At 68.4% G+C, this 26,887-nt stretch carries 24 protein-coding genes and 2 pseudogenes; 11 read left to right on the plus strand and 15 right to left on the minus strand.

The window, feature by feature from the left end; translation table 11 throughout:
* The first annotated feature begins 106 nt into the window (after positions 1 to 106).
* Positions 107 to 919, plus strand: a complete 813-nt coding sequence (locus ON41_RS02835; RefSeq protein WP_246460936.1) for an ion transporter — start codon at positions 107 to 109, stop codon at positions 917 to 919.
* Here the strand turns inward: ON41_RS02835 and ON41_RS02840 are convergent.
* The 4 genes from ON41_RS02840 to ON41_RS02855 all read right to left on the minus strand — a co-directional run bounded on the left by ON41_RS02840 (position 916) and on the right by ON41_RS02855 (position 3,607).
* The gene (locus ON41_RS02840) at positions 916 to 2,127 is read right to left on the minus strand and encodes a low temperature requirement protein A (protein WP_040744840.1); all 1,212 of its coding nucleotides are present in this window, start codon (positions 2,125 to 2,127) and stop codon (positions 916 to 918) included. The genes ON41_RS02835 and ON41_RS02840 overlap by 4 nt on opposite strands.
* Positions 2,128 to 2,174: 47 nt before the next feature.
* Complete coding sequence (locus ON41_RS02845; RefSeq protein WP_040744841.1) at positions 2,175 to 2,630, minus strand: SRPBCC family protein; 456 nt, start codon at positions 2,628 to 2,630, stop codon at positions 2,175 to 2,177.
* A gap of 135 nt (positions 2,631 to 2,765) precedes the next feature.
* Complete coding sequence (locus ON41_RS02850; protein WP_040744843.1) at positions 2,766 to 2,951, minus strand: DUF1918 domain-containing protein; 186 nt, start codon at positions 2,949 to 2,951, stop codon at positions 2,766 to 2,768.
* Between the two features lie 83 nt (positions 2,952 to 3,034).
* A complete protein-coding gene (locus ON41_RS02855; RefSeq protein WP_040744846.1) occupies positions 3,035 to 3,607 on the minus strand; it encodes a TetR/AcrR family transcriptional regulator in 573 nt (190 codons plus the stop codon).
* Positions 3,608 to 3,682: 75 nt separating this feature from the next.
* Between ON41_RS02855 and ON41_RS02860 the strand changes: the two genes are divergently transcribed.
* Entirely contained in the window at positions 3,683 to 4,258 is a 576-nt protein-coding gene (locus ON41_RS02860; RefSeq protein ID WP_040744848.1) for a dihydrofolate reductase family protein, read from the plus strand.
* A 297-nt stretch (positions 4,259 to 4,555) separates the two neighbouring features.
* Here ON41_RS02860 and ON41_RS02865 read toward each other — a convergent pair whose 3' ends face one another.
* Together ON41_RS02865 and ON41_RS02870 are read right to left on the minus strand one after the other, a co-directional pair.
* Complete coding sequence (locus ON41_RS02865) at positions 4,556 to 4,975, minus strand: secondary thiamine-phosphate synthase enzyme YjbQ (RefSeq protein WP_040744985.1); 420 nt, start codon at positions 4,973 to 4,975, stop codon at positions 4,556 to 4,558.
* 108 nt (positions 4,976 to 5,083) lie between these two features.
* Positions 5,084 to 5,539 (minus strand): MarR family winged helix-turn-helix transcriptional regulator, encoded by a 456-nt coding sequence (locus ON41_RS02870; protein WP_040744850.1) that lies wholly within the window; start codon positions 5,537 to 5,539, stop codon positions 5,084 to 5,086.
* Between the two features lie 120 nt (positions 5,540 to 5,659).
* Between ON41_RS02870 and ON41_RS02875 the strand changes: the two genes are divergently transcribed.
* From ON41_RS02875 to ON41_RS02885, 3 genes are all read left to right on the plus strand, one after another.
* Positions 5,660 to 6,133 (plus strand): SgcJ/EcaC family oxidoreductase, encoded by a 474-nt coding sequence (locus ON41_RS02875; RefSeq protein ID WP_051160912.1) that lies wholly within the window; start codon positions 5,660 to 5,662, stop codon positions 6,131 to 6,133.
* A gap of 67 nt (positions 6,134 to 6,200) precedes the next feature.
* Positions 6,201 to 7,466, plus strand: a complete 1,266-nt coding sequence (locus ON41_RS02880) for an aspartate kinase (protein ID WP_040744852.1) — start codon at positions 6,201 to 6,203, stop codon at positions 7,464 to 7,466.
* Between the two features lie 2 nt (positions 7,467 to 7,468).
* Positions 7,469 to 8,503, plus strand: a complete 1,035-nt coding sequence (locus ON41_RS02885) for an aspartate-semialdehyde dehydrogenase (RefSeq protein WP_040744854.1) — start codon at positions 7,469 to 7,471, stop codon at positions 8,501 to 8,503.
* Positions 8,504 to 9,161: 658 nt separating this feature from the next.
* Here ON41_RS02885 and ON41_RS02890 read toward each other — a convergent pair.
* Positions 9,162 to 10,511: a serine hydrolase domain-containing protein gene (locus ON41_RS02890; RefSeq protein WP_040744855.1), complete on the minus strand. Its 1,350-nt coding sequence runs from the start codon at positions 10,509 to 10,511 to the stop codon at positions 9,162 to 9,164.
* Positions 10,512 to 11,041: 530 nt separating this feature from the next.
* Here ON41_RS02890 and ON41_RS02895 point away from each other — a divergent pair.
* Both ON41_RS02895 and ON41_RS02900 read left to right on the plus strand, forming a co-directional pair.
* Complete coding sequence (locus ON41_RS02895; RefSeq protein ID WP_040744857.1) at positions 11,042 to 11,485, plus strand: Fur family transcriptional regulator; 444 nt, start codon at positions 11,042 to 11,044, stop codon at positions 11,483 to 11,485.
* A gap of 69 nt (positions 11,486 to 11,554) precedes the next feature.
* Positions 11,555 to 13,015, plus strand: a complete 1,461-nt coding sequence (locus ON41_RS02900; protein ID WP_040744858.1) for a catalase — start codon at positions 11,555 to 11,557, stop codon at positions 13,013 to 13,015.
* A 96-nt stretch (positions 13,016 to 13,111) separates the two neighbouring features.
* On the opposite strand, the gene ON41_RS02905 is transcribed toward ON41_RS02900, so the two are convergent.
* Positions 13,112 to 13,711 (minus strand): TetR/AcrR family transcriptional regulator, encoded by a 600-nt coding sequence (locus ON41_RS02905; protein ID WP_040744860.1) that lies wholly within the window; start codon positions 13,709 to 13,711, stop codon positions 13,112 to 13,114.
* 112 nt (positions 13,712 to 13,823) lie between these two features.
* On the opposite strand from ON41_RS02905, the gene ON41_RS02910 reads away from it, so the two are divergent.
* Complete coding sequence (locus ON41_RS02910) at positions 13,824 to 14,564, plus strand: SDR family oxidoreductase (RefSeq protein WP_040744861.1); 741 nt, start codon at positions 13,824 to 13,826, stop codon at positions 14,562 to 14,564.
* Positions 14,565 to 14,588: 24 nt separating this feature from the next.
* Here the strand turns inward: ON41_RS02910 and ON41_RS02915 are convergent, their stop codons facing one another.
* A complete protein-coding gene (locus ON41_RS02915; RefSeq protein ID WP_051160901.1) occupies positions 14,589 to 15,338 on the minus strand; it encodes a TetR/AcrR family transcriptional regulator in 750 nt (249 codons plus the stop codon).
* A 151-nt stretch (positions 15,339 to 15,489) separates the two neighbouring features.
* Here ON41_RS02915 and ON41_RS02920 point away from each other — a divergent pair, with 151 nt between their 5' ends.
* Both ON41_RS02920 and ON41_RS02925 read left to right on the plus strand, forming a co-directional pair.
* Positions 15,490 to 17,064, plus strand: a complete 1,575-nt coding sequence (locus ON41_RS02920) for an MFS transporter (RefSeq protein WP_051160913.1) — start codon at positions 15,490 to 15,492, stop codon at positions 17,062 to 17,064.
* A gap of 631 nt (positions 17,065 to 17,695) precedes the next feature.
* Positions 17,696 to 18,613, plus strand: a pseudogene (locus tag ON41_RS02925) (peptidase associated/transthyretin-like domain-containing protein); the annotation flags it as partial.
* 145 nt (positions 18,614 to 18,758) lie between these two features.
* On the opposite strand, the gene ON41_RS02930 reads toward ON41_RS02925, so the two are convergent.
* The 4 genes and pseudogenes from ON41_RS02930 to ON41_RS02945 all read right to left on the minus strand — a co-directional run bounded on the left by ON41_RS02930 (position 18,759) and on the right by ON41_RS02945 (position 23,944).
* On the minus strand, positions 18,759 to 19,502 hold the full coding sequence (locus ON41_RS02930) for a LutC/YkgG family protein (protein ID WP_218003339.1): 744 nt from the start codon (positions 19,500 to 19,502) through the stop codon (positions 18,759 to 18,761).
* A gap of 50 nt (positions 19,503 to 19,552) precedes the next feature.
* Positions 19,553 to 20,683 (minus strand): annotated as a pseudogene (locus ON41_RS02935) (transcription termination factor Rho, short form); the annotation flags it as partial.
* A 391-nt stretch (positions 20,684 to 21,074) separates the two neighbouring features.
* On the minus strand, positions 21,075 to 22,136 hold the full coding sequence (locus ON41_RS02940) for a tellurite resistance/C4-dicarboxylate transporter family protein (protein ID WP_040744863.1): 1,062 nt from the start codon (positions 22,134 to 22,136) through the stop codon (positions 21,075 to 21,077).
* Positions 22,137 to 22,309: 173 nt separating this feature from the next.
* Positions 22,310 to 23,944: a GMC family oxidoreductase gene (locus ON41_RS02945; RefSeq protein WP_040744866.1), complete on the minus strand. Its 1,635-nt coding sequence runs from the start codon at positions 23,942 to 23,944 to the stop codon at positions 22,310 to 22,312.
* 188 nt (positions 23,945 to 24,132) lie between these two features.
* Here ON41_RS02945 and ON41_RS02950 point away from each other — a divergent pair, with 188 nt between their 5' ends.
* Positions 24,133 to 24,618 (plus strand): glutathione peroxidase, encoded by a 486-nt coding sequence (locus tag ON41_RS02950; RefSeq protein WP_040744868.1) that lies wholly within the window; start codon positions 24,133 to 24,135, stop codon positions 24,616 to 24,618.
* Positions 24,619 to 24,699: 81 nt separating this feature from the next.
* On the opposite strand, the gene cyp51 is transcribed toward ON41_RS02950, so the two are convergent.
* Both cyp51 and ON41_RS02960 read right to left on the minus strand, forming a co-directional pair.
* A complete protein-coding gene (gene cyp51, locus ON41_RS02955; protein ID WP_040744870.1) occupies positions 24,700 to 26,052 on the minus strand; it encodes a lanosterol 14-alpha demethylase in 1,353 nt (450 codons plus the stop codon).
* Positions 26,053 to 26,307: 255 nt separating this feature from the next.
* On the minus strand, positions 26,308 to 26,877 hold the full coding sequence (locus tag ON41_RS02960) for a TetR/AcrR family transcriptional regulator (RefSeq protein WP_040744872.1): 570 nt from the start codon (positions 26,875 to 26,877) through the stop codon (positions 26,308 to 26,310).
* Positions 26,878 to 26,887: the final 10 nt, after the last annotated feature.

Consider the following 26,887-nt stretch of genomic DNA (forward strand, 5'->3'; position numbering starts at 1 on the left):
ATCTGGCGTGTAGGAGACATCATCGGTGGCGAAGCGTGATCCGCTCGCGCTTCGAGATCTGCCCGCCGGTTGCCAGAACCCATTAGTCTCGGCGGGACCGTTCGATGTGGAAGGGATCGCTGTGTCGCAGTACCGCACCGCGGCGGGCGCACCGCCGGAGGAATTTCCGCGCAAGCCGCCGGCGCTGTGGACCGATTTCCTCATGCTGGCGCTCGCGGTGGTATCGGTGGTGCTGGTCGGCTGGGTGACATTCTTCCCGCCCCCGCCGGACGCCTATCACGTGTTCGTGATCATCGACTACTCCATCTGCGCGGTCTTCGCCGTCGAATTCCTCTGGCGCTGGCGCCGCGCGGGCTGGCCGTGGACCTTCCCGTTCGTGTACTGGTACGAGGTCCTGGGCATGATCCCGGTGACCAGCCCGTTCTTCCGCGGCTTCCGGCTGCTGCGGATCGTGGTGATCCTGGTCCGGCTCGCCCGGGTGGCCGACCGCGCCTTCGGCGACCGGGTGACCGCGGCGGTGGTCAACCGCTCGGTCGGCACCATCGTCGAGGCCATCAAGCGCCCGGTGACGATGGCGGTGCTGGAGGAGGTCGCGACGGTGCTGCGCGCGGGCCAGTACACCCGCAATATCGCCGCGGCGCTGGAGGAGAACCGCGGCGAGCTCGACGCCATGATCGTGGAGCTGATCCGCAACGATCCGCAGATCGGCCGCGTGCGCTACCTGCCGTTCCACGAGGAGATCATCCGGACCATCGCCGATATCAGCTTCCGCATCGTGTTCCAGGCCCTGTCCGATCCCCGCACCGACGAGCTGATCGGAGATGTGCTGCGGGAGAACGTGAATCAGATGCGGGACGCGGTGCGCGAGGGGGTGGAGGTCCCGGAGACCGTGGACCACAAGGGAACCGGACGGTTCTAGTGCTCGGCCGCCGGGTGCCGGATCTCCTCGCGCGGCTCCGCGTACCGCACCAGCTCCCAGCAGGTCAGACCCACCAGCACCGCGCACAGCAGCGCCAGCGCGGCCATCGCCGGCAGGTGCGAGCCGGCCGGGATCAGCGCGATCAGCAGGACCGCGGTGACCACCCGCGCCCACGACACCTGCCCGGTGGCGTACTGCTTGAATCCGACCAGCGCGACCAGATACAGCGCCACGCCGCCGAACAGCGCGAACAACGGAATCCCGTGCAGCACATCGTGCAACGTGTGCCCCTGCGCGCCGCCGAGATAGTTGAGCACCTTCTTCAGCCCCAGCGAGAGCGCGATGATGCCCGCGATCATCGGAAAGTGCCAGTAGGTGTAGCAGTTTCGCGCGATCTGGATGCGCCGCGCGCCGCGGGCATGGGTCATCGCGTGCTCCACCACGGTCGCCGCGACGTCGAAATACGCCCACCACAGCAGCCCCGAAACCGCCAGTGCCAGTATCGATCCCACCGCGATCGGCCAGGAGATCGGCAGTCCGGCCATGCCGACGCCGATGGAGACGATCGACTCGCCGAGCGCGACGATGATGATCAGCCCGTGCCGCTCGGCGAAGTGGCTCGCCGAATTCACCCGCCATTCGTTGCCCGCGAAGAACGTCCACAGCATGTCGCCGACGATGGCCGCGATCCACAGCAGGATCTGCGCCGTGCCCTCGTTCATCGCCGCGATGATCAGCAGCGTGGTGCCCAGCGTGATCGAGCCGGTGGCCCAGCGCGTCACCTGCCCGCGCAGCTGCGCGTCCTCGTCGCTGGCCATCCAGAACATGATCAGGTGCACCAGCCGGATCACCAGGTACGCGATCGCGAACACCAGCGGACCGGACCAGCCGCCGGGCATGTCGTGGAAGGCCTCGGGGATCACCTCCGCCGCGATCAGGCCGCCGCCCATCGCCACGAACATCGCGACCCGCGCGAATCCCTCGTCGGCCTTGACCACGTTGCCCAGCCAGGCGTACGCGATCCACACCCACCACATGACCGCGAGCACCAGCACCGCGCGCAGCACGTTCACCGCGGTCGTCTCGTGCGCGGCCAGGTCGGTCACCTGGGTGAACGCGAACACCAGGACGAGGTCGAAGAACAGCTCCAGCTGGGTCACCGAGGCGTCCTCGGAGACGACCTGGAGACGCCGTTTCACACCGGTCATGGGGATATCGTGCCAGCTCCCCGCGGTGCGGTCGCGTCGGTCGGTGCTCAGCCGACGTCGTAGTTCTCGAACCTGAACTTCTCGACGAACTCGATCAGGTTCTGCACCGCCTCCTCGTTGACGCGGGCGATGCTGCGTTTCATCAGGATGCCCGGCACGGGGATGGGTAGGTAGATCTCCGCGTGGTACCAGACCTCGGTGCCCTCGTCGGTCACGTCCAGTTCGAACCAGCCGCGGCCGCCCCCGCCCGCGCCGCTCTCGACGACCTCCCAGGCGATGCGATCGTCGGTGCAGTCGTAGGCGAGGACCTGGCGGTCGGAGTTGCCCAGCGGGGTGACCGTGGCGTAGACCCGCTGGGGGCGGCCGTAGTCGTCGTATGTCGCCACGCGCACATCCTTGTGCGACGGTGACCATTCCGGGATCCGATCGACCGCGAGCAACGCTTCCATGACTTGTTCGGGATCGATATCGATGACGAATCGGTGGTCGGTCTTCGTGCGCATGCTGTGCCCTCCACTCCCCGTAATGCTTCAGGCCGATTGTCTCCGGGGTCACACGGCACGTCAACCGGATGGTTTGGCCGGCGGTTCGCTGGAATATCGCCGCGACACCGCCCGGGGGCGGGCGAGAAATTTCCGTCAGGAATGAGAACGGATCTCGCACTCGGGTCCGGGATACATGAGACTTTCGTGCCCGTCGTCGAATCGGACCACGAACGGCGGGTTCCCGTCGTCGCCGCGCACCTCGACGATTTCTCCGGTGCGCACGGGCATGCCCACCACGCGGCTGTGCACCAGAAGCCGGTCACCGACATTCGCTCGCATGTCCGCATTATCTGCCCGTAGTGATGAGCATCACAAGGCTTCCCACTGCCGAATAGCCCCGAACCCCGATGCGCGCGGCCTCGCTACCCGCCGATCGCTCGCTCCACGGCGGCCCGTACCAGGTCGCGCCGCTGCTGTTCGCCGAAGATGTCGGGCAGCGTGAGGCTTTCGAGAATCAGCCAGTTCAGGGCCAGGTACAGCAGGACGACCGTGGTCTCGTCGCCGGGCATCGCGGAGTCGAGGTGGTTGCGCACGTTGAAATCCAGGTCGGCGCGCACCCGCTCGGTGAGGATCGCCCGCAGTTCGGGGCGGCGCACGGCCTCGAGCCGCAGCTCCAGCTGTGCCAGGTAGCCCGTGCGGAAACCCGCGACGCGCTCGACGACCTCGGTCATCAGTTCGGTGATCGTGTCCGTGGTCTTGGGAGCGTCGGTGAGCATGGACATGGTGTCCGCGCTGGGTTGCAGCCGCTCGTAGTACCGGCCGCAGACCTGCGTCAGCAGGTCGTCGCGGTTGGCGAAGTAGTTCGACGCCGTACCCGCCGGAACCGCGGCCTCCTTGTCCACCGCGCGGAAGGTGAGCCCCCGCGCGCCGTCCCGGGCCAGCACCTCGATCGCCCCGTCCAGCAGAGCCTGCCGGCGTTCCGGATTAGTCCGCATGTTGACACCACTCCATCCGTAGTACTACAGTTCAAATCACTTCAAGCAGAGTACTACACGCAAGGCGGTAACCACATGCGAAAGCTCGTCTACTACGTCGGTGTGTCCCTGGACGGCTACATCGCCGGGCCTGATGCGGAAGTCGAGTTCTACCCGCTGGCCGACGACATGACGGCCTGGGCCAACGAGCGGTTCCCGGAGACGCTTCCCACGCATCTCCGCCCGCACTTCGGGATGGCCGTGGACGAACCGAACCGGGCGTGGGACACGGTGATCATGGGCCGGGGCACCTACGAGCCCGCGCTCGAGCTCGGCGTGGCCAGCCCCTACGACCACATGAAGCAGTACGTCGTGTCCAGCACGCTGGCCCCGGTCGACCATCCGAACGTCGAGGTCGTCAAGGGCGATCCGGTGGAGCTGGTGCGCCGGCTCAAGCAGGAGGACGGCAAGGACATCTGGCTGTGCGGCGGCGGCATGCTCGCCGGCGCGCTGATCGACGAGATCGACGAACTCGTCCTCAAGAGCTATCCCGTGATCGCGGGCAGCGGCGTATCGGCGCTCTCCGGCAACTTCCGCCCCGCGCTGTTCCGGCCGACCCACCGCGAGCAGTTCAGCAACGGGGCTCAGATCACCCTGTTCACCCGGGCATAGTCCCCTTCCGACGCGACGCGCCCACCTCGTTTCCTTCGCGACGCGCCCACCTCGTTTTCTTCGCGACGCGCCCACCTCAGTTGTTCCGGCGTGCTTTTGGCCGGAACCTCGCGAGATCCCGGCCAAAAGCACGCCGGGACAACGAGGAGGCGGGTACGCCGAGAACAGCGAGACTCACCAAATCAAGGCGGTACCCCATGCGAAAGCCAGTCCGTAACAACGCTATTCAGCATCGTTTCATCAGTCGCCCGGTGCATCCGGTCCGTTCTGTGCCCCCTCCGGCGCAATCCTTCCCCGTCAGTCGGGGGAAGCAAGGAAGGAGAGGCGTACCCGGCGGTTCGGGTTGTCGACGTTGAGGTCGACGAATGCCACCGATTGCCAGGTGCCCAGGGCCATCTCGCCGCGGAGTACCGGAACGGTGGCGTAGGGCGCGATCAGCGCGGGCATGACGTGCGAGCGGCCGTGCCCGCGCGATCCGTGCGCATGCCGCCACCGATCGTCGGCCGGCAGCAGATCGCGCAGCGCGGCCAGCAGATCGTCGTCGCTCCCCGCGCCCAATTCGATGAGCGCCACACCCGCCGTGGCATGCGGGACGAAGATGTGCAGCAGACCGTCGCCCCCACCGGCGGCCTCCCATACGAACCCCGCGCACTGCGGGGTGAGGTCGTGGACGACTTCCCGACTGCCCGTGGTCACTTCGATCTCGGTGCTCTTCATGAGTTCTACCGTCCTCTCGCTCCTCGGCGTGCCCGCCTCCTCGTTTCCCGGCACGCTTTCGGCCGGGATCTCCCGCTGGATTCCGGCCGAAAGCACGCCGGAAACGAATCAGGCCCGCAGCATCGTGGTGACGCGCAGCGACGTCTCGTGCAGCCGGTCGAACAGGTCCAACAGCAGTTCCAGTTGCTCGGGGGTGTAGTCGCTCATGATCTTCTCGAATTCCCTGGCGAGCGATTCGTAGTGCGGGGCGATCTCCGCGATCCGGCCGTCGTCGGCGGTGACGATGACCCGGCGGCGGTCCCGGGCGTCGTGTTCGCGGGTGACGTAGCCGCCCTTCAGTAGCCGGTCGATCATCCGGGTGACCGCGCCGGTGGTCAGGCCGGTGCGGGCGGCCAGCTCGCCCGGGGTGGCGGGACCGCCGAGACGCAGCAGATTCAGGCAGCGCAGATCCGTGACGTGCAGGCCGAGCCGGTCCGCCACGGCCTGGTGCATCATCACCGCGTCCGTCGCGTTGCGCTGTGCCGCCAGGGTCAGCCGCTCACCCAGATCGTTCGTACCCGCCATCCGCCGGCGCTCCTCTCCTTCGAACTCAGTCTTGACAGTATCGGCGCGTCCAATCATTATCTTACTCAATCAACTATTGATTCGATCAGTAGATGATCTAAGAAGATGAAGGAGATTTCGATGACCGACCGTCACGCCGACGAACTCGCCGTCCGCACCGTCCTCGACCGGGTCCACGCGGCCTGGGCGGCGGGTGATGCCGCCGCCTTCGCCGCCGAGTTCACGCCCGACGCCGACTACGTGACCTTCCTGGGCACCCATCACCTGGGCCGGGCCGATATCGAGGCCTGCCACGTCCCGCTGTTCGAGAAGTTCCAGAAGGGCTCGCGCCTCGACGGCGACATCACCCAGGTCCGCTTCCTCGGTCCCGACGTCGCCCTCGTGCACGGCGTGGGCGCGGTCGTGAAGGGCAAGCAGCGCCGCAACTCCCGCAATACGAAGGTTCAGACCTGGGTCCTCGTCCGGCGCGACGGCGAATGGGAAATCTCGGCTTTCCACAACACGAAATATCACTGGGTCATGGCCGCGCTGACCGCGAAGTTCGACGCTCGGATGGCCTCCTCGGCCGTGCCGCCCGTGGAGGTGCATCGATAACCGGTGGACCGCTGTCGGTACTCTTGGTTCCTGGTAATGCCGCTAGTCGATCTTGGAGGACCCCGCCGTGGCTCTCGTCGTTCAGAAGTACGGAGGATCCTCGCTCGAATCAGCCGAGCGGATCCGGCGCGTCGCTGAGCGGATCGTGGAGACGAAGAAGGCGGGCCACGACGTCGTGGTCGTCTGCTCCGCGATGGGTGACACCACCGATGAGCTGCTGGACCTGGCTCAGCAGGTTTCTCCCGCACCCCCCGCCCGCGAGCTGGACATGCTCCTGACCTCGGGCGAGCGGATCTCCAACGCCCTGGTGGCCATGGCCATCCATTCGCTGGGCGCGGAGGCGCAGTCGTTCACCGGTTCGCAGGCCGGCGTGATCACCACCGGCGCGCACGGCAACGCCCGCATCATCGACGTGACCCCGTCGCGGGTGCGCGCCGCCCTCGACGAGGGCACGATCGTGCTGGTCGCCGGGTTCCAGGGCGTCTCGCAGGACAGCAAGAACATCACCACCCTCGGTCGCGGGGGTTCCGACACCACGGCGGTGGCGCTGGCCGCCGCCCTGGAGGCGGACGTCTGCGAGATCTACACCGACGTGGACGGCATCTTCACCGCCGACCCGCGGATCGTCCCGGACGCGCAGAAGCTGGATCAGGTCTCCTTCGAGGAGATGCTCGAGATGGCGGCCTGCGGTTCCAAGGTGCTCATGCTGCGCTGCGTCGAATACGCGCGAAGCTTCAATGTGCCCGTCCACGTGCGCTCGTCGTACACGGACCGGAAGGGCACCTACGTTTACGGATGGATGGAGGACATCCCCTTGGAACAAGCAATCCTCACCGGCGTCGCCCACGATCGCAGCGAGGCCAAGGTGACCGTGGTAGGCCTGCCCGACGAGCCGGGTTACGCCGCCAAGGTGTTCCGTGCCATCGCCGATGCCGAGATCAACATCGACATGGTGCTGCAGAACATCTCCAAGGTGGAGACCGGCAAGACCGACATCACCTTCACCCTGCCCAAGACCGATGCCCCCAAGGCCGTCGAGTTCCTGACCAAGCGCCAGGGCGAGATCGGCTTCTCCCAGGTCCTCTACGACGACCACATCGGCAAGGTGTCGCTGGTCGGCGCGGGTATGAAGAGCCATCCCGGCGTCACCGCCACCTTCTGTGAGGCGCTGGCCGTCAACGGCATCAACATCGACCTGATCTCCACCTCGGAGATCCGGATCTCGGTGCTGGTCAAGGACACCGAGCTGGATCAGGCCGTGCAGGTGCTGCACAAGGCCTTCGATCTGGGCGGCGACGAGGTGGCGGTCGTGCACGCCGGATCGGGGCGATAACCGTGGGTGTACGCGTAGGAGTGGTCGGCGCGACCGGACAGGTCGGCGCCGTCATGCGAAAACTGCTGGAGGAGCGCGATTTTCCCGCCGACGAGGTGCGGTTCTTCGCCTCGTCGCGGTCGGCCGGCAAGACGTTGCCGTGGCGCGGCGGCGAGATCGTGGTCGAGGACGCCGAGACCGCCGACCCGAGCGGCCTGGACATCGCGCTGTTCTCCGCCGGGGCCACCATGTCGCGGGTGCAGGCGCCGCGGTTCGCGGCCGCCGGTGTCACCGTGATCGACAACTCGTCGGCGTTCCGCAAGGATCCCGACGTCCCGCTGGTCGTCAGCGAGGTCAATCCGGAGCAGACCCGCAACCTGGTCAAGGGCATCATCGCCAACCCGAACTGCACCACGATGGCCGCGATGCCGGTGCTCAAGCCGCTGCACGACGCGGCCGGGCTGGCGCGCCTCATCGTCTCCAGCTATCAGGCGGTGTCCGGTAGCGGCCTCGCCGGTGTGGAGGAGCTGGCCGGGCAGGTCCGCGCCGTCGCCCCGGAGATGGAGAAGCTGACCCACGACGGGTCGGCCGTCCAGTTCCCGGCGCCGAACAAGTACGTCGCCCCGATCGCGTTCGACGTGCTGCCGCTGGCCGGTTCGCTGGTCGACGACGGCTCCGGCGAGACCGACGAGGATCAGAAGCTGCGCAACGAGAGTCGCAAGATCCTCGGCCTCCCGGACCTGCCGGTGAGCGGCACCTGCGTGCGCGTCCCGGTCTTCACCGGGCACTCGCTGTCGGTGAACGCCGAATTCGCGCAACCGCTTTCGGTCGAGCGGGCGAAGGAGATCCTCGCCGCCGCGCCGGGCGTGAAGCTGGTCGACGTGCCGACCCCGCTGCAGGCGGCCGGTATCGACGAATCCCTGGTCGGGCGCATCCGCCAGGATCAGGGCGTTCCGGACGGCCGCGGCCTGGCCCTGTTCGTCTCGGGCGACAACCTGCGAAAGGGCGCGGCCCTCAACACGATTCAGATCGCCGAGGTGCTGCTGAGTCAGCGCTGACCGTTGGTGACAGTGAGGTAAATTCGTCGGCGAACTCGTGTTATTTTCCCCGACACGAGCAATGACGTTGGCGCGCAGGGCCGTTCACTCGCGATGATCGATCGATGGACGACGAACTGCGTGCGCGGCTGGACTGGATCCGGGGCCGCCTCGCCTGGCTGCGTGGGCGGGTCGCGTTGTCGGCGAGGTCTTTCGACAGCGGCGATCCCCCGTGGGTGCGACTGCACTCCTTCCACACCTGGCCGGTGCGGCCGGAGCTGCTGGCCGACTTGGAGGCGGCCATGCGCGGGACGCTGCCCCGGGACTTCCGGGCCTTCCTCGCGGATATCGGCGTCGGCGCCGGGCCCTACTGCGGCGTGAGCTGGGTGCGCATGGTCCGCTCCGCCCATACCGCCTGTGCCCGGCCGTTTCCGCCGGGTGAGCAGGGGCCGCTCGGGCCTGGATCCGGCGGTGGCTACCTGGTGATCAGTGATGTGGGCTACGGCGACTTCATCGGCCTGATCGTGGCCGGGCCGGCGCGGGGGAGGGTGGTCTACCTCGGCCATCGGCGCGGCGAATGGTCGCTGGGCCCGGACTTCCTGGACTACTACCAGAGCTGGCTCAACCACGCGGCCGCCCGCCTCGACGCCGAGGCGAGGTCCCGCCCCGACGACCCCGGTCAGTGGATGCCGGGCGTCCGCGGATCCGGGCCGAGGCAGGTCACCAGCAGGCAGCCCGGCGGCAGGTCCGCGAACGGCGGCGCGAGCGGGGTGCTCGAACAGGACACCACGGTGCAGCCGGGATAGGAATCCGGGCCGACGCCGAAGACGGCGAGGGTGATGTTCGGGTCGAAGTAGTTGCGCGGGTCCAGTTCCACGGGCGGCTCCACGTACGGCCCGGGGTCCGGCGCCGGCGGTTCGTGGAACGCGGCGAACAGGCGGCGGAAGAACTCGTGGGTGAGTTCGGTCGTATTCTGCAACACCCCGGAAGGCCCTCCGCTGCTGCGGTTTCCGAACGCGCCGGTCCACACCACGGTCAGGCCGAGGCTCGGAATGACGAACACGTTCTGCAAACCGAGCCCGGCCATCTCGTAGGTGTCGCGCGGCAGGAACGACGGCATCTCGACGCAGCCCGCGCCCAGCCAGAACAGATATCCGTAGCACGGTTCGGTGGCCGACGGGGAGAGGGCTCGGTGCAGGTAGTCGGCGGAGACGACATCGGTGCCGTTCCACTGCCCGTCGTTGCTCACCAGCAGTCCGAGCTTGGCCAGGTCGTCGGGCGGGATCATCAGATGCGCGTACCCGTAGGTGTGGCCGGCGCGGTCGCGGGCCCAGTAGTAGTCGCCGCGGGCGATACCCAGCGGGTCGAACAACTCCCGCTGCGCGAACTGCTGCAGCGGCTCGCCGACGGCCAGTTCGATGATGTAGCTGAGCAGGTCGACATTGCGCTGGCTGTAGGTGAATTCGGTGCCGGGCTGATGATCGAGGTGCACCCCGAGCGCCAGCACGGCGCTGTTGGGATCGATCGGCACGACGCCGGTGAGACCCTCGTTCACCGTGCCGATGTGCAGGCCCGAGGTCTCGGTGAGCAGATTCTCGACGGTGATCGCGCGATGCGCGGCGTCGCCCTGCCCGGGCGGCAGATAGCGGCCGATCGGGGCGGAGAGGTCGAGTTTGCCCTGGTCCCAGGCGATTCCGGCGACGAGGGAGACGATGCTCTTGGTGACGCTCCAGATATTCCACGGGACGCCGCCGGTCCGATCGTTGCGCGGTCCGGAACCGATCAGGCAGTTGTGCCGGAACACCTTGACGTTCAGCCGGTTCCGGTCGGCGGCGAAGGCTAGCGCGGCCTCCAGGCGTCCGGCGTCGAGCCCGACCTGTTCGGGGTCCGCGCGCTCGAACGCGCGGCCGGAACTCACCGCGCACCGCGCGTCGTCACCCGCCGATGCCTGTGCGCGCCCGGCGGAGATGCCGCCCGCCACCAGCGCGAGAACCGTTACGCCCACCATCCAGCCGAGGATGCGCCCCATGGCGGTCAGGCTAACCCGCCGTCCCCGCTCGACGGGCAAGAAACGCCGCCGGCCGAAGGCGACCCGCCGTCCCCGTTCAGCGGACGAGAGCGCCGCCCGTGAGGCTGGCCCGCGGTACCCGCAGCGGACGAGAGCGCCGCCCGTGGGGCTGGCCCGCGGTACCCGCAGCGGTCGAGAGCGCCGCCCGTGGGGCTGGCCCGCGGTACCCGCAGCGGACGAGAGCGCCGCCCGTGAGGCCGGCCCGCCGTACCTGACGCGGACGAGAAACGCCGCCAGGTCGGGGGGATGACCTGGCGGCGTCCGTCGGGTGCCGACGCCCAACATGCGCCTCTCGGCGAGTGGTCGCTCGTAGCGACGAAGTGGTGAGGCCCGGGGCTGTCCCGACGCCGGCAAGGGGTATCAACGGGGCCACCCCGGGATCTATTCCGGACCCGGCGGTGTGATCTGGGCGACGCGCCGGTCAGGCGGCCATTTGTACAGACTGTTGAGTCTTTTCTTGACTAACTCCAGAAAACGTGGAAACTGGAGACATGCACACCGATGGTTTCGATCCGCGCGAACGGTTGCGCGCGGTCGGCCTGCGGGTTACCGCCCCGCGGGTCGCGGTGCTGGACGCGGTTGTGGCCCAACCGCATTCGGATGCCGATCGGGTGGCAGCCTCGGTTCGGCAGCAGCTCGGCTCGGTGTCCACGCAGGCCGTCTACGACGTATTGCGCGCCTGCGTGAACACAGGTCTGCTGCGGCGTATCGAACCGGCCGGTTCCGCGGCGCTGTACGAGGCCCGCACCGGCGACAACCATCACCACCTGGTGTGCAGGAGTTGCGGCACGGTCGTGGATGTGGACTGTGCCGTGGGTAGCGCCCCCTGCCTGGACCCGTCCGACGCGCACGGTTTCGCGATCGACGAGGCCGAGGTCGTGTATTGGGGGCTGTGCCCGGACTGCCGTCCGGCCGACTCCGTGCGTGCCCGATAAGCACCGCTCCATCCAGATGACCCGGGCAGCCCGTATCCGGGGCGATGCTCACAGCCAAGGAGGCGTCGAATGACCAAGCCGACCACCACCAACACCGGCACCCCGGTACCCAGCGACAACGAGTCGCTGACCGCCGGCGCGCAGGGACCCATCCTGCTGCACGACCACTACCTCATCGAGAAGCTCGCCCAGTTCAACCGGGAGCGGGTGCCGGAGCGGATCGTGCACGCCAAGGGCGCGGGCGCGTACGGCGAACTGGTCGTCACCAACGATGTCAGCCGCTTCACCAAGGCCAAGCTGTTCCAGCCCGGCGCGCGCACCGAGTCGCTGGTGCGCTTCTCCACGGTCGCGGGTGAGCAGGGCAGCCCCGACACCTGGCGCGACCCGCGCGGTTTCGCGGTGAAGTTCTACACCGAGGACGGCAACTACGACCTCGTCGGCAACAACACGCCGGTCTTCTTCATCAAGGACCCGATCAAGTTCCCCGACTTCATCCGCTCGCAGAAGCGGCTGCCGGGCAACGGACTTCGTGACCACAACATGCAGTGGGACTTCTGGACCCTGCGCCCGGAGAGCGCTCACCAGGTCACCTGGCTGATGGGTGACCGCGGCGTCCCGAAGACCTACCGGCACATGAACGGCTACGGCTCGCACACCTACCAGTGGATCAACGCGCAGGGCGAGCGGTTCTGGGTGAAGTACCACTTCCGCACCGATCAGGGCCAGGACTTCCTCACCCAGGAGGAGGCCGACCGCCTCGCGGGTACCGATCCGGACTACCACCGCCAGGACCTGTGGGACGCCATCGAGCGCGGCGACTATCCGAGCTGGACGGTCTACGTGCAGGTCATGCCGGTCGACGAGGCGGAGGGCTACCGCTTCAACCCGTTCGATCTGACCAAGGTGTGGTCGAAGAAGGACTACCCGCTGATCGAGGTGGGCCGCTGGACGCTGAACCGCAACCCGCGCAACTACTTCGTCGAGATCGAGCAGGCCGCGTTCGAGCCGTCGGCGATCGTGCCGGGCATCGGCTACTCGCCCGACAAGATGCTGCTGGGCCGCGTGTTCTCCTACGCCGACGCGCACCGCTACCGCATCGGCACGAACTACGCGCAGCTGCCGCCGAACCGGGCGCGGGCCGCGGAGGTGAACTCCTACTCCAAGGAGGGCGCGATGCGGTTCGACTTCAACGAGCCCGAGGTGCCGGTGTACGCGCCGAACTCCTACGGCGGCCCGCACGCCGACGAGTCCCTCGCGCCGGAGGAGGCCACCTGGGCCTTCGAGCCGAAGCAGGTCCGCGCCGGCTACATCCAGCACGCCGAGGACGGCGACTTCACCCAGCCCGGCACCCTCGTCCGCGAGGTCCTCGACGACGAGCAGCGAGACCGCCTGGTGAACAACGTCGTCGGCCACGTCCTCGGCGGCGTCCAGGAGCCCGTCCTGAGCCGCGTCTTCGAGTACTGGAAGAACGTCGACACCGAACTCGGCAAGCGCATCGAGGACGGCGTCCGCGCCGGCCTCGAAGGCTGAGCCCGACAACTACGAAGGCCCGCATCGGAAACCCGATGCGGGCCTTCGTAGTTCCGGCAGACTTATGTTTCCGGCACGCTTTTGGCCGGAATCCCCTCACTGAGCCGGTAGCAGGGAATTCGTAACCTGCTCGGCCGCAGCATGATCCAGCGGTGCGTGACCCAGCAGGAAGCGGTACCAGAACAGGCCGTAGAACTGGTCCACGATCAGGTCCGGGTCGGTGCCGTCGGGGAGTTCGCCGCGTTCGATGCCGCGAATGAGGATGTCTCGGACGGCTTTCCGGCGGGCGGCGGTGAAATCCTGCATCAGCTCGGCCAGGTGGGGGTCGTGGGCCGCCTCGCGGACCAGGGTGCGGAGGGTGGAGGCGGTCGAAAGGTCTTGTGCCCCGGCGAAAGTGGCCTCGACGATCGCCAGCAGGTCGCCGCGGGCCGAGCCGGTGTCCGGCTGCGGCACCGTCCGGTCGGCCGTGAGGAGCAGCGCGTCCAGCAGCACCGCGCCCTTCGACGGCCACCAGCGGTAGATGGTCTGCTTGCCGACACCCGCCGCGCGGGCGATGGCGTCGATGGTGATCGGCGCGCCCCGCGAGTCGGCCAGCAGGCCCAGCGCGGCATCCAGGATCGCGCGATGAACCGCCTCGTTGCGCCGTCGGCCCGTATGGGGCCGGGCCGTCTCCGCCTGTCCGCGATCCGAGTCCACGCCTCCGCCTCCGTTCGTTCCACGCTGCGCGGGAATACCGTACGCGCTACCCTCGTTGTCGAGACTGACAGTCTCGTCAAAAATGCGAGACCTCATGAGAAAGAAGCGCACAATGACCGCTCCGAACACCTCCACCACCGCGCGCGTCGTCGTCATGGGCGGCAGCTCCGGCATCGGCGAGGCCACCGCCGCGCTGTTCGCCGCGGGCGGCGCGGAGGTCGTCGTCACCGGGCGCAGCCAGGACAAACTCGATGCCGCCGTGGCCCGGATCGGCGGTAAGACCACCGCGCACCGGGTGGACGCCGGCAGTCAGGCCGAGGTCGACGCGTTCTTCGCCCAGGCGGGGACGATCGATCACCTGGTGATCTCGGTGAGCGGCTCGGCCGGCAGCGGCCCGTTCGCCGAGCTGACCCTCGACCACCTGGCCGAGGGCTTCGACGGAAAGTTCTGGCCGCACGTCCGCATCCTCAAAGCCGCACTGCCGCACCTGGATCCGGCCGGTTCGGTCACCCTGGTGACCGCGGGCTCCTCGCGCGCGGCCTTCCCCGGCACGGCCGGTCTGGCCGCGATCAACGGCGCCCTCGACGCCATGGTGCCGCCCCTGGCGGTGGAGCTGGCACCGCTGCGGATCAATGCCGTCTCGCCGGGCGTGATCGATACCCCGTGGTGGGACGCGGTCCCCGAACAGCAGCGGCGGGTGCTGTTCGACGGGATCGCCGCCGCCACCCCGGTGGGCCGCGTCGGCCGTCCCGAGGACATCGCGCGGGCGATCCACGCGCTGGCCACCAACGAATTCATCAGCGGCGTGGTGCTGGACGCCACCGGCGGCGCCAACCTGGCCACCGGCCGCTGAGGCCCGGCGGCGCGGGGGCCGGTCTCAGCGCCCGCGCCGCAGCTCCAGTCCGTCCATGATCAACCCGAGTTCGGCGACGAAGCCGTCCTCGCGGGTGCGAGCCGCGTCGGTGTCGCGCTGGGCGAGGGTGCGCTTGTAGATCCGCGGATACGGCCGGGCCACCTGCTCGGCGACGGCCTGTATCCGGTCGATCCACTCCTGCTCGCTCAGGCCGCTGCGCGCGACCGTCGTCATCATGGCCGCCTCGCCGGACGTCGAGCCGATGAGATAGGCGAAGATCGCCTGCATGGCGCGGTCGGCCGCCTCCTCGTCGAATCCGGCCTCCTCGATGACCGTCAGCATCGACTCCGACAGGCCCATCAGGTTGGGTCCGAGGTAGGCCAGCCCCGCGCTGCTCATCACCACGCCGATCCACGGATGCCGCAGCATCGTGTCGCGGATGCCGCGGGACAGCGTGAGCAGGGTGTCGCGCCACTCGTCCGAGGCTGCGGCATCCGGCGCGCGGACCTCCCCGAATGCCTGGTCGACGACCAGTTCCAGCAGTTCGTCCTTGTTCGACACATGGGTGTAGAGCGAGGTCGCGCCCGCGCCCAGCCGCGCCCCGAGCTTGCGCATGCTCAGCGCCTCGTAGCCCTCCGCGTCCAGGAGGGCGATCGCCTCGTCGACGATCTGGTCCCGGCTCAGAGCGGGCATCTCCCGCCGTGAGCGCTGCGGCCGGGTCCATACCGACGGGATCTCCTGAGGCGTCGCGCCCTTCGTGGTCTCGGTGGCCATCACCGCTCCTTTCCTCGTCGCCCACCAGCATAACCGCTGATTCGTACGGTGTTCGCATCTACGAACACCGTACCTATTGCGTACAGTGTTCGTTCTACGTACAGTGTTCGACAGAACGCACGACGTGCGGAAGATCTCGAAGGGGTTCACGATGGATACGCTCGATACGGCCGCCCGGAAGGCGGTGGCCCGCAACCCGCGCCGCTGGCTGATCCTGGTGGTGCTGTGCCTCAGCTCGCTGGTGCTGGTGGTCGACAACATGGTGCTGACCGTGGCGATTCCGGATATCGCGACCGATCTGCACGCCAGCTCGCAGCAGATCCAATGGATCATCGACGCCTACCTGCTGGTGTTCGCGGGCCTGCTGCTCACCTCGGGCAGCCTGTCCGACCGGTTCGGCCGGCGGCTGGTGATGATCATCGGCCTGGTGCTGTTCGGCGGGGCCTCACTGCTCGCGGCCTACGCGAGCACGCCGGAGCTGCTGATCGCCGGGCGCGTGGTGATGGGTCTCGGCGGGGTGCTGATCATGCCCAGCACGCTGTCGATCCTGATCACCGTCTTCGACGACGAGGAGCGTCCGAAGGCGATCGCGGCCTGGAGTGCCGTGGCGACGGTCGGCATGGTCGCCGGTCCGGTGCTCGGCGGCGCGCTGCTCGACCACTTCTGGTGGGGTGCGGTGTTCGTGATGAACGTGCCGATCGCGATCGTGGCCGTCGTGGCGGCCGTGGCGCTGATGCCGGAGTCGAAGGGCCCGTGGCGCAAGCCCGATGTGCCGGGCATGGTGCTGTCGGTCGTCGGAATGGTGGCGCTGGTGTGGGGGATCATCGAGGTGCCGCAGCACGGCTGGTCGGATCGCGGCACCCTGATCGCCTTCGGAATCGCCGCGATCGCGTTGATCGCCTTCGTGATTCGCGAGCTGACCGCCGCGTCGCCGATGGTGCCGCTGAAGCTGTTCCGCGACCGGAGCTTCACCGGATCGAGCTTCTCGCTGGTCCTGGTGACCTTCGCCAACGGTGGCCTGGTCCTGGTGCTGACCCAGTTCCTGCAGTTCGTCCTCGGCTACTCGCCGATGCGGACGGCGCTGGCGTTCACTCCGATGGCGGTCGCGATCCTGGCGTTCAACGGCCTGGGTGCGGGGCTGGTGAGCAAGTTCGGCGCCAAGGTGGTCACGGTGGTGGGCCTGGTCGTCGTCGCCGGCGGGTTCGGCGCGCTGGCCATGCTGGATGTGGACAGCGGCTTCTGGCCGGTGGCCCTGGCCACCGCGCTGCTGGGCGCCGGCGCCGGTCTGGCGATGCCCGCCGCGATCGGCGCGCTGATGAGCGCGGTCCCGGCCGAGGACGCCGGTGTCGGTTCCGCGCTGAACGACACCATCCAGCAGGTCGGCGCCTCGATGGGCGTGGCGGTGCTGGGCGCGGTCCTGGCCGGCACGTACTCCGACGAGATGCCGGAATGGGCGTCGGCCGCGGCGCGCGAATCCATCGCGAACGTGCTCGGCGGCGGGGACGCGGGCCTGATCGGCCTGGCCCGGCACGCCTTCAGCTCCGCGATGTCGGTCACCTTCACGGCCGGCGCGCTGAGCGCCCTGGCGGCCTCGATGGTGGCGATCGTCCTCATGCGCAATGTGAAAAACGTTGCGGGCGAGAGTGATACGGGTGAGGGGACGCCAGCGAGAACGATGAACTCGTCGGCACGCGCTGAGGGTCCGAAGGGAAGTCCGGCTCCGTAGACCCGAGCGGTGCCGCGAAAGCTCGAACATTGCTCCGCCCCGGCCCCTCGAGGCCGGGGCGGAGCGTCGTCGTGTGCGCGTCTACAGCATCCCCCACCAATAAAGCAGGCAAGCCAGTACGAAGACGACTGCGGTTTCCATCGTCGCTCCCAACCGTTTCGCGTGTACTTCCATCATTCCTCGAGTTCGCGAGACGCGCCGCCGCCAAGATCACAACGCCACAACAGCGGCACCCGAACCCGGCCTGTCACCCCTCGTGGACAGGCCGGGCCGTCGGTTTCCGCCGAGCGATCCTGCCGCCCCCTTTCGCGGCAGGAGCACCTGTGAGCCGGAGATGACCCGCCACCCCTCGTAGACGGGCCACCTCCAACGCCCACCCCCCGGCGGTGGGTTTCACCGGAGCGATCCGGTGTCGAGGAAGACGATGCCGCCCCGGACTTGCCGGGGCCTTAAGGAGCGCTAGTGGCCGACCCGGCGGCGATTCGCCCGGTTCACAGCAATTTCGCAGCATCGACCCACCGATATCGATAACTCGGCGGCCAGCATCGTCGTAACGGTTCGGGACGGTCCCGAGGGCGGCGGGCGGATACGGGCTCGCCGCCGGCATCCATTGCTACGGAGGGCAGGACAGATGAGTACACATCGGGCACGTCACACAGGCGGTGAGGTTCACGAACACGATCGCGGACTCGCGCACGATCTTCGGGTGATGGTGTCCCGCAGACGCGCGCTGACGCTCTTCGGCATCGCGGGGACGGCCGGTGCCGCGGCCCTCGCCGGCTGCGCGTCGGACGCGGAGTCCTCGTCGGCGAGCACAACCTCGGCAACGGCCTCGTCGAGCGGCGCCGTCGCGGCCGCGCCACAGGAAACGGCCGGTCCCTACCCGGGCGACGGCACCAACGGGCCCAATGTGCTCATCCAGTCCGGGGTGGTTCGCCAGGACATCACATCCAGTTTCGGCGACTACACCGGGAAGGCCGAGGGCGTTCCGACGACCATCGCGCTCACCTTCCGGGATCTGGCCCGCGATGCGGCGGGGTCGGGGATGGCCATCTATCTCTGGCACTGCGACCGGGACGGCGAATACTCGCTCTACGGGCGCGACATCACCGAGCAGAACTATCTGCGGGGGATCCAGGTCGCCGATGCCGCCGGCAAGGTCACGTTCACCTCGATCTTTCCCGCCTGCTATTCCGGCCGGTGGCCGCATATCCACTTCGAGGTGTACGACTCGCTCGATGTGGCGGTCGCCGGCGGCAACGCTCGGCTGACCTCACAGATCGCCCTGCCGCAGGACGCGTGTAACCAGGTCTTCGCCTACGACTCCGGCTACGCGCAGAGCGTGCGGAATCTGTCCGGGGTCTCCCTCGCGAACGACAACGTCTTCGGCGACGGCTGGGACGCGGAGCTGGCCTCGGTCTCCGGGACACCGGCGACCGGCATGACCGTCTCGCTCACCGTCGGCGTCGCCGAGAAGTCCCAGAACGCCCAGAGCAATTCGGCCCCGGGCGGACCTGGCGGTAGCGGGTCTCCGGGTGGTTCCGGTGGGAACCGGACCCCGGGTGGGCCGGGCGGCAACTCTGCCCCGGGTGGGCCGGGCGGCAACTCTGCCCCGGCTGGGTCCGGCGGCAACTCTGCCCCGGGCGGGCAAGGCGACCCGGGGCGTGGCCCCGGGGGTATGCCGCCGCGCTGACCTATTCGACGATGAGAGCCACCAGGCGCCGGGGGCCGTGTACATCGCGCGTCTCGATGTCGACGGTCGCGGACGGGCCGCTGAAGAAGGTGATCGGATGGCGCGGGTCCAGCCGGTCGAGCACCTCGTGCAGGGAGGAGACGATCTGGTCGGCGCGCACCACGCAGATGTGGCAGTCCGGCACGAGGGTCGTACCCCGATGCCCCTGGCCCGGCCCGCCGTCGAGGACGACCGTGCCGGAGTCGGCGACCGCACCGGTACAGGTCGTGACCACCGCGGTGACCCCGTCGAGGTCGTGCGGTGAGAGATGGGGACGGTCGGGGACGACCTGGTTCCCGTCGGTCTCGGCCCAGTGCTCGAGCCATTCCCGCGACAGGCCCTCGGGGGATACCACCGTGGTGGTGCCCTGGGCGCGCAGGGCATCGTTCAGGGCATGGGCGATGTCCGGCGCGGAGATCCGCACGACCTGGGCCCCGTAGTACCGCAGCCGTTCGATGAACAGTCCCACGGTCGCGGCATGATCCTCGGGCGGAACCTCCGGCGTATCCCGGTGGCGCTTGGTCGGCGCCGGAACGGTGCGCTGGTCGTCGGGCAGTGCCATCAGCCCGTCGCGCACGCGGCGCAGGATCTCCTCCCGCGCCGTCACCCGGGTCTCCCAGTCGAAGACGGTCCGGCCTCGTTCGTCGGTTGCAAGGGAAACCTCCAGATCGTGCCGGGTCGGCACGACCTGCTCTGTGCCTCCCACCGAAAGACAGGCTACCGCCGAGTAGTGAACCGACTGGATCACATACCGCGTCAGGTCGCGGAGGCCCGGATCCCGGCGAGGAATTCCGCGTTCGTGTCGGTCTGGCCCAGGCCGGTCAGCAGGAGTTCGATCGCTTGCTGCGGTTCGCGGCCGGCGAGGGTGCTCCGCAGCGACCGGATCGCGGCCGACTCCTCGGCGGTGAGCAGCAGCTCGTCCTTGCGGGTGCTGGACTGGGCGATGTCGACGGCGGGGTGGATGCGGCGCTCGGAGATGCGGCGGTCCAGCTTGAGTTCGGCGTTGCCGGTGCCCTTGTACTCCTCGAAGATGACGGTGTCGGCCACCGATCCGGTCTCCACGAGCGCCGTGGCGACGATGGTGAGCGAGCCGCCGTTCTCGATATTGCGGGCCGCGCCGAGGAAGCGCTTCGGCGGCGCCAGCGCGGCGGCGTCGACACCGCCGGACAGGATCCGGCCGGAGGCCGACGAGGCCAGGTTGTAGGCACGGGCCAGGCGGGTCAGCGAGTCGAGGAGAACCACCACGTCCCGGCCCATCTCGACCAGGCGCTTGGCGTGTTCGATGGCCAGCTCCGCGACCGCGACGTGCTCGCGCGGCGGCTGGTCGAAGGTGGCCGCGGCGATATCGGCGGGGACCGCGCGGGCGAGGTCGGTGACCTCCTCCGGGCGCTCGCCGACCAGCACCAGCATCAGCTGGCATTCGGGGTGGTTCTTGGCGATGCCGTGCGCGATCGATTGCAGCACAGAGGTTTTGCCCGCCTTGGGCGGTGCGACCACCAGGGCGCGCTGGCCTTTGCCGATGGGCATGGCGAGATCGGTGACGCGCGTGGTCATTTCGTGCGGTTCGGTTTCCAGCCGCAGCCGGTCCTGGGGATAGATGGGGACGAGATCGGCGAAGTGCGGCCGGGATCGGGCCTGGGCCGGCGACAGTCCGTTGACGGTGTCGACGCGGATCAGCGGGGCGTGTTTGCCGCCGTCGCGCTTCGTCCCGACGGCTCCGGTGACGGAATCGCCACGGCGCAAACCGTATTCGCGGATCATGCGCGGGGTGACGTGCGCATCGTCCGGTCCGGCCAGATAGCCGTCGACGCGCAGGCTCGCGCGGTTGTCGGCGATATCCAGGATGCCGGTCACGGGCGTCTCCCGGGGTTCGGCGGCCTCGCCGCCTCTCGAGTGAATTGTGTTGTCTTCCATGGTGTTTCTCCTGAACGGATGAAGGAATCGTGGTCGCGGCGAAAGCCGTGAGCGCGGCGGGTAGCCGCGATGGGGACCCCGGTCGATTTCGCTAGCTGGCGCGGTGCGCCGAAGGGCGAACCAAACGATCCGGGAGTGAAGAAATCCTGTGGGCGGGACTACTGCGTCGACCTACATCCACAAGATGACGACAATGCCTACGGTAGCGGCACCTTTGACAACGCGCAATGCCCCCGACCTATTCCGGCACGCTGCCTCCACGTCTTCCGGCACGCTGCCCCCACGTTTTCCGGCATGCTTTTGGCCGGAATCTCGCGAGGTCCCGGCCAAAAGCACGCCGGGAAACGATGGTGGTTGGGGCCGGTCAGCGGGCCCGCCGCATGAGGCTCACGACCAGGGCGGCGGCAGTTGCTACCCAAGCCGCGAGGGCCACCCAGGCCTCGGCGTGGCCGAAGGTGACCATCCAGTGTTCGCCCAGGACGCGGCCGAGTTCGGCGGTGCCGACGCCGTACATGCCGACGGGGAACACGATGCTCCACAGGCCGGGCTCATAGGCGAGGGCGAAGTGCTGGACCAGGTGGCGCCAGACGCCGGCGGCCAGCAGCAGGGGGATGAGCCAGCTGCCGAATGCCCACAGCACCACCGCGACTCCGGCGAGCACCGGTCGCAGCTCCGCGACCAGACGCACCGAACCGTGTTCGAGCACCTGCGCCCCGGCGAGCACGCTGATGGCCGTCGCGCCCATGAAGATCCAGTACGCCGGAACGAGTTTCGCCGCGGTGAGTTCGCCGCCGAACAGGGTGCCGAGCACCAGCGCCGCCACCGCGAGGTACAGCACCACGCCGACCGACCAGCACAGCACGGCCGGTACCGCGAAGCGCCGCCCCCAGGGTTCCGGCAGGGCCGTCGCGGCGACCGCCAGCGACTGGGTGCCGACCACCCAGAGGAACCAGGTGCCGTCCGCGCCGGTCGCCGTGTTCTGCGGCGGATGATGCACCATCAGCTCCGCCGGGACGAGGTAACACAGCAGCAGCCACGCCGCGGCCGCCACGGCGAGCAGGACCAGCGCCGCACCCGCCCGGTCGTGTGTGGCCAGGCCCGCCGCGATCACCGACGTCCCCGCGACGAAGGTCAGATAGGTGAATCCGGTCGCCGGATCGCGCGCATCGGCAATCGCGTTGTCCCGGAAGAAGATCAGCCGCGCCACCGTGGCCACGGTGAGCACCGCGAGCGCCGCCGCCCCGACGATCAGCAGCGCATCACCACCCCACGCCCACCCGGCCCCGGTCACCGCCCGCGACACGATCCCGGTCGCCATCACCGCGGCGAACCACCCGGGCTTGAGGCCCCGCACGACCTCCGCCCACCCGCCCGGCTCCGCCCGCACGCCCCGCGCCACCGACGACCCGCTCCCAGGCTCGCTCACACCGCCAGTCTCGCACCGCCCCCACCCCAACCCCCGCACCCGAGCCCACCCGTGTGTTCCCCCACGCCTACAACTCACGCACCCTCTACACACTCCCGCACCCCGTCCGAACTGCTGGAGGGGGTGCGGGAGTGCGCAGGGGGTGCGGGAAGTGGGGCCCGCGGGTCAGGGGGTCAGGCGCCGGAGGTGATGATCTCCGCGCACTTCTCGCCGATCATGTAGGACGGGGCGTTGGTGTTGCCGCCGGTGATGCTCGGCATGATCGAGGCGTCGGCTACGCGCAGGCCCTCGATGCCGCGCACGCGCAGCTGCGGGTCGACCACGGCCCGCTCGTCGACGCCCATGCGGCAGGTGCCGACCGGGTGGTAGACGGAGTGCACGCGGTTGGGCAGTTCGCGTCGCAGCGCGGTCTCGTCCTTGAAGTCCGGCCCGGGGGAGTGCTCCTCGGTGACCGAGCCCGCGATCGACTTGGACGCCATGATCTCGCGGATCATGCCGATGGCCTCGATCAGGAATTCGGTATCGGCCGGATCGGACAGGTAGCCCGGGTCGATGAGCGGCTGCTGCAGCGGATCGGTCGAACCCAGCCGCAGTTCGCCGCGGCTCTTCGGGTAGATCAGCGTCGGGAAGACGGTCAGCGCCTCCCGGCGGTCGACCATGTGCAGCTTGTCCTCGTCCTGGTTGGGCACCGGATAGCTCCACGGCAGGGTGTGGATCTGCATATCCGGGATGTCCTTGGCGAACGAGGTCCGCACGAATCCGGCGCATTCGAAGACGGTCCGCCCGAACCACGAACTGCCCGGGCTCACCATCTCGCGCAGCATGCCCGCCGCGAAATGCGAGGGGATGCCGCGGTGCAGGGCCTTCTTGGAGATGAAGGTCATCGGCACGAAGAGGTGGTCGTGCAGGTTCTGGCCGACCGGCAGATCCGCGTGCACATCGATGCCCAGCTCGCGCAGGTGCCCGGCCGGGCCGACGCCCGACAGCAGCAGCGTGTGCGCCGAACCCATCACGCCGCCGGAGACCACGACCTCCTTGGCGGCGCGGATGATCCGCCGCCCGCGCTTCTCGATCACCTCGACGCCGGTGGCGCGGCCCTTCTCGATCACGACCCGGGCGACGTGCGCGCCGGTCACGACCTTCAGGTTCGGATTCGGGCGTTCGGTGATGAAGCCGCGCGACGAGCTGTAGCGGATGCCGTTGCGCACGCTCTGCTGGAAGATGCTGATGCCCTCCTGCGATTCGCCGTTGTAATCGGCGATCTGCGGCACCCCCAGCGTCTCCTTGGTGGCCGTGATGAACTCCTCCGCGATCGGGGTGAGTTCCTTCTGCCGGGTCACCTGGATCGGGCCGCCGGTGCCGCGCAGTTCGCTGGCGCCGTCCTCCCAGTTCTCCAGCCGCTTGTAGGCGGGCAGGATGTCCTGGTAGCCCCAGCCCTCGCAGCCCTCGGCCGCCCAGGAATCGAAGTTGGCCTTGTTGCCGCGCACGAACAGCATGCCGTTGACGGAGCTGGAACCGCCCAGCACCTTGCCGCGGGTCATGGGGACCCGGCGCTCGTTGGCGTGCTTCTGCGGCACCGAGTACTGGCTCCAGGTCACGCGGTGTTTCAGCTGCGGCACCGTGTGCACGGTGGTGATCATGCCCGGCACCCGCACCAGCCGGGTGTTGTCCTTGCGTCCGGCCTCCAGCAGGATCACGCTGGCACCGTGCTCGGCCAGCCGGCCCGCGACGATGGCACCCGCGCTCCCTGCGCCCACGACGATGTAATCGGCTTCGCTGGTATCCGCGGTGCGCGGAGAATCGGTCATAATGCTTACCTCATCCTCGAAGTAGTCGGCTGTCGCGGCCGCGCTCGGTGCCGGAGAGCGTGCCCGAGATCACTGTAGAACAAGTTCTAAAAATGGTGAAGATCCGGACCCGGATGCGGTGACCCGAAGCGACGTCGAGGGGGGTAGAACCAGTTTCACTTTCTTGACTGCGACCTATCATCGGCCTTGTGACTATTCGCGACATTCCCGTACGCACCCTCACCGATGAAGCCACCACGCTGGGCGAACTAGCCGGCGACAAGGCCGTGCTGGTGGTGAACGTGGCCTCCAAGTGCGGCCTCACCCCGCAGTACACCGGCCTGGTGGAACTCCAGCAGACCTACGGCCCGCGCGGATTCAGTGTGGTCGGCGTGCCCTGCAACCAGTTCATGGGCCAGGAGCCCGGGACCGCCGAGGAGATCGCGCAGTTCTGCTCGACCACCTACGGCGTGGATTTCCCGCTGCTCGAGAAGTCCGACGTCAACGGCGACGAGCGGCACCCGCTCTACCAGGAACTGGTCCAGACCGCCGACGCCGAGGGCGAAGCCGGCGACATCCAGTGGAACTTCGAGAAGTTCCTCGTCGACCGCGACGGCAAGGTGGTGGGCCGCTTCCGCCCGCGCACCGAGCCCAAGGACCCTGCGGTCGTCTCGGCTATCGAAGCGGTGCTGTAGGACTAGTTCCCGGCCAAAAGCGTGCCGGGAACAAGGGGCGTACCGGCTCTCTTCGCTTTCCCGGCACGCTTTTGGCCGGGATTACCGCTGCCGACGCCGATACTTCACCGAGCACGGCTGCTGCAACTGGACCACCATCTTCGAGTGGTCGTTGCGGTAGCTGTCCGACGGCTGGGTCATCTCGAATTCCCAGTCCCGCAACAGGATCGAGAAGATCGCCTTGAGTTGCATGAGCGCGAAGGCGGCGCCGACGCACCGGTGCCGCCCGGCGCCGAAGGGGATCCAGGTCCAGCGGTTGACCAAATCCTCCTGATTCGGGTCGAGGTAGCGGCCCGGGTCGAACCGGTCGGGCTCGGGGAAGTCCTCCGGGAGCCGGTTGGAGACCGCGGGCGTGGCAGCCACGAGATCGCCCGGCTCGATGCGGTTTCCGCACACCTCGAACTCCCCGCGGGCGACCCGCATGAGGATGATCAGCGGCGGATGTAGCCGCAGGGTCTCCTTGAGGATGGCCTCCAGCTGCGGAATCTGGCGCAGCGCATGGAAACTCACGTCCTTGCCGTCGGCGTACAGCTCGTCCAGCTCGCTGACGACGCTCGCGAGCACCTCCGGATGGCGCAGCAGTTCGATGATCGTCCACGCCGCGGTGCCCGAGGTGGTGTGGTGCCCCGCGAACATCATCGAGATGAAGATGCCGGTGATCTCGCTGGCGGAGAAGCGTGGATTGCCCTCCTCGTCGCGGATCGACACCAGCACGTCGAGCATGTCGCGATCGTCCTTGCCCTGCGGCGGGTTCGCGATGCGGCCGTTCATGATTCCCTGCACCAGCTCGACCAGTTCGGCGCGCGCCTCGTCGCGGCGGCGGAAGCTGTCGATGTCGGCGTAGGGGTCGACGTAGCACAGCGCGTCGGTGCCCTGCTCCAGCTCGTGGTAGAGGTGGGCGAAGCGCTCGTCGAGCTCGTTGCGGAACTTCACGCCGATCAGGCACGCCGAGGAGGTGTAGATGGTCAGCTCGGCGAAGAACTCCAGCAGGTCGATCTCGCCCTCGTCGCCCCACCGCGACAGGATCCGATCCACCTCGCGCGCAATGGTTTCCGCGTGCCCGCGCATGTGCTCACCGCGCAGCGCCTGATTGTGCAGCATCTCCTTGCGGCGCTCCGGGCTGGCGTCGAACACCACGCCCTCACCGAAGATCGGCTTCATGAAGGGATAGGCGGCGCCCTGGTCCAGGTCCTCGTCGGCGGACCGGAAGAAGAACTCGTTGGCCTCCGACCCGGACAGCAGGATGACGTCCTTGTCGGCCAGCCGGAACGAGCCGACATCCCCGCATTCCTCGCGCACCCGCCGCATCAGCGCGATCGGATCGGTGCGGAACTCCTCCAGGTGACCGTGTTCGTGATTGTCCCCGGAGACCTGCCGCGGCTTGACCAACGTCATCGGAAAATCCTCCCGCCGTACTCCATCCACGTGAGGTGGACACGTGTCTGGACGGTACTACGGAATGCAGTTCGCGGCAAGAACTCACCCCGGCGACCCGCATCTACCGGTCGTCAGACAACAAATTCCCGCACCCTCTGCGTACTCCCGCACCCGTTTCAGACGCTTGGAAAGGGTGCGGGAGTACGCAGAGGGTGCGGGAAGGGGGCTCTGCCGACCGGTAGGCGCCATCGGCGGCAACGGAAGTGGCCGGGGTCAGTGGGGGGCGTGCAGGACGCGGCGGGCGGAGTGCTCGAGACGGTCCGCGATTTCGGTGTAGGAGGCGTAGCCCATGCCCGCGCGGACCAGAGCGCCCGCGTAGAGCAGTTCCAGCGATTCCACGGTGTCCGGATCGGCGTTCTTGCCGAGCGCGTTGACCAGGCGGTTGCGGATCTCGGTGCCGATGCGGATGCGCAGGTGCGCGACATCCGGGTCGGTGCCGAGCAGGGCGCTGGTCACCGCGCCCGCCAGGGCCGGCTCGTCGGCCACCAGCATCGCTATCTGGCGTAGTACCGCCACGGCCCGGGCGGTAGGGTCGGAACCCTCGTCGTCGGGTGGCGGTGTCGCGGCGAGGCGACGCCAGAAGACCTCCGCGACAAGATGTTCCTTGGAGGAGAAGTACGTGTAGGCGGTGGCCGTACCGACTCCAGCGGAGGCGGCGACCATACGGACCGTCAGTCCCGCGAAACCCTCGCGGGACAACACCTCGAGTGCGGCTCGGGTGAGCCGGTCGACGGTGTCGGCCTGCTTCTCGGTGAGGCGCCGCCGGGTCGCCTCCAGGCTCACGGGCAGGGGG

Origin of the sequence: Nocardia transvalensis NBRC 15921, from assembly GCF_000308875.1 — a bacterium.
GTDB classification, from domain to species: Bacteria; Actinomycetota; Actinomycetes; order Mycobacteriales; family Mycobacteriaceae; genus Nocardia; species Nocardia transvalensis.

Bases quoted from the DNA above. Each gene is read 5' to 3' on its own strand.
- ON41_RS02840 (WP_040744840.1), bottom strand. From the start codon at position 2,127: ATGACCGGTGTGAAACGGCGTCTCCAGGTCGTCTCCGAGGACGCCTCG.
- ON41_RS02845 (WP_040744841.1), bottom strand. From the start codon at position 2,630: ATGCGCACGAAGACCGACCACCGATTCGTCATCGATATCGATCCCGAA.
- ON41_RS02850 (WP_040744843.1), bottom strand. From the start codon at position 2,951: ATGCGAGCGAATGTCGGTGACCGGCTTCTGGTGCACAGCCGCGTGGTG.
- ON41_RS02855 (WP_040744846.1), bottom strand. From the start codon at position 3,607: ATGCGGACTAATCCGGAACGCCGGCAGGCTCTGCTGGACGGGGCGATC.
- ON41_RS02860 (WP_040744848.1), top strand. From the start codon at position 3,683: ATGCGAAAGCTCGTCTACTACGTCGGTGTGTCCCTGGACGGCTACATC.
- ON41_RS02865 (WP_040744985.1), bottom strand. From the start codon at position 4,975: ATGAAGAGCACCGAGATCGAAGTGACCACGGGCAGTCGGGAAGTCGTC.
- ON41_RS02870 (WP_040744850.1), bottom strand. From the start codon at position 5,539: ATGGCGGGTACGAACGATCTGGGTGAGCGGCTGACCCTGGCGGCACAG.
- ON41_RS02875 (WP_051160912.1), top strand. From the start codon at position 5,660: ATGACCGACCGTCACGCCGACGAACTCGCCGTCCGCACCGTCCTCGAC.
- ON41_RS02890 (WP_040744855.1), bottom strand. From the start codon at position 10,511: ATGGGGCGCATCCTCGGCTGGATGGTGGGCGTAACGGTTCTCGCGCTG.
- ON41_RS02895 (WP_040744857.1), top strand. From the start codon at position 11,042: ATGCACACCGATGGTTTCGATCCGCGCGAACGGTTGCGCGCGGTCGGC.
- ON41_RS02900 (WP_040744858.1), top strand. From the start codon at position 11,555: ATGACCAAGCCGACCACCACCAACACCGGCACCCCGGTACCCAGCGAC.
- ON41_RS02910 (WP_040744861.1), top strand. From the start codon at position 13,824: ATGACCGCTCCGAACACCTCCACCACCGCGCGCGTCGTCGTCATGGGC.
- ON41_RS02915 (WP_051160901.1), bottom strand. From the start codon at position 15,338: ATGGCCACCGAGACCACGAAGGGCGCGACGCCTCAGGAGATCCCGTCG.
- ON41_RS02920 (WP_051160913.1), top strand. From the start codon at position 15,490: ATGGATACGCTCGATACGGCCGCCCGGAAGGCGGTGGCCCGCAACCCG.
- ON41_RS02945 (WP_040744866.1), bottom strand. From the start codon at position 23,944: ATGACCGATTCTCCGCGCACCGCGGATACCAGCGAAGCCGATTACATC.
- cyp51 (WP_040744870.1), bottom strand. From the start codon at position 26,052: ATGACGTTGGTCAAGCCGCGGCAGGTCTCCGGGGACAATCACGAACAC.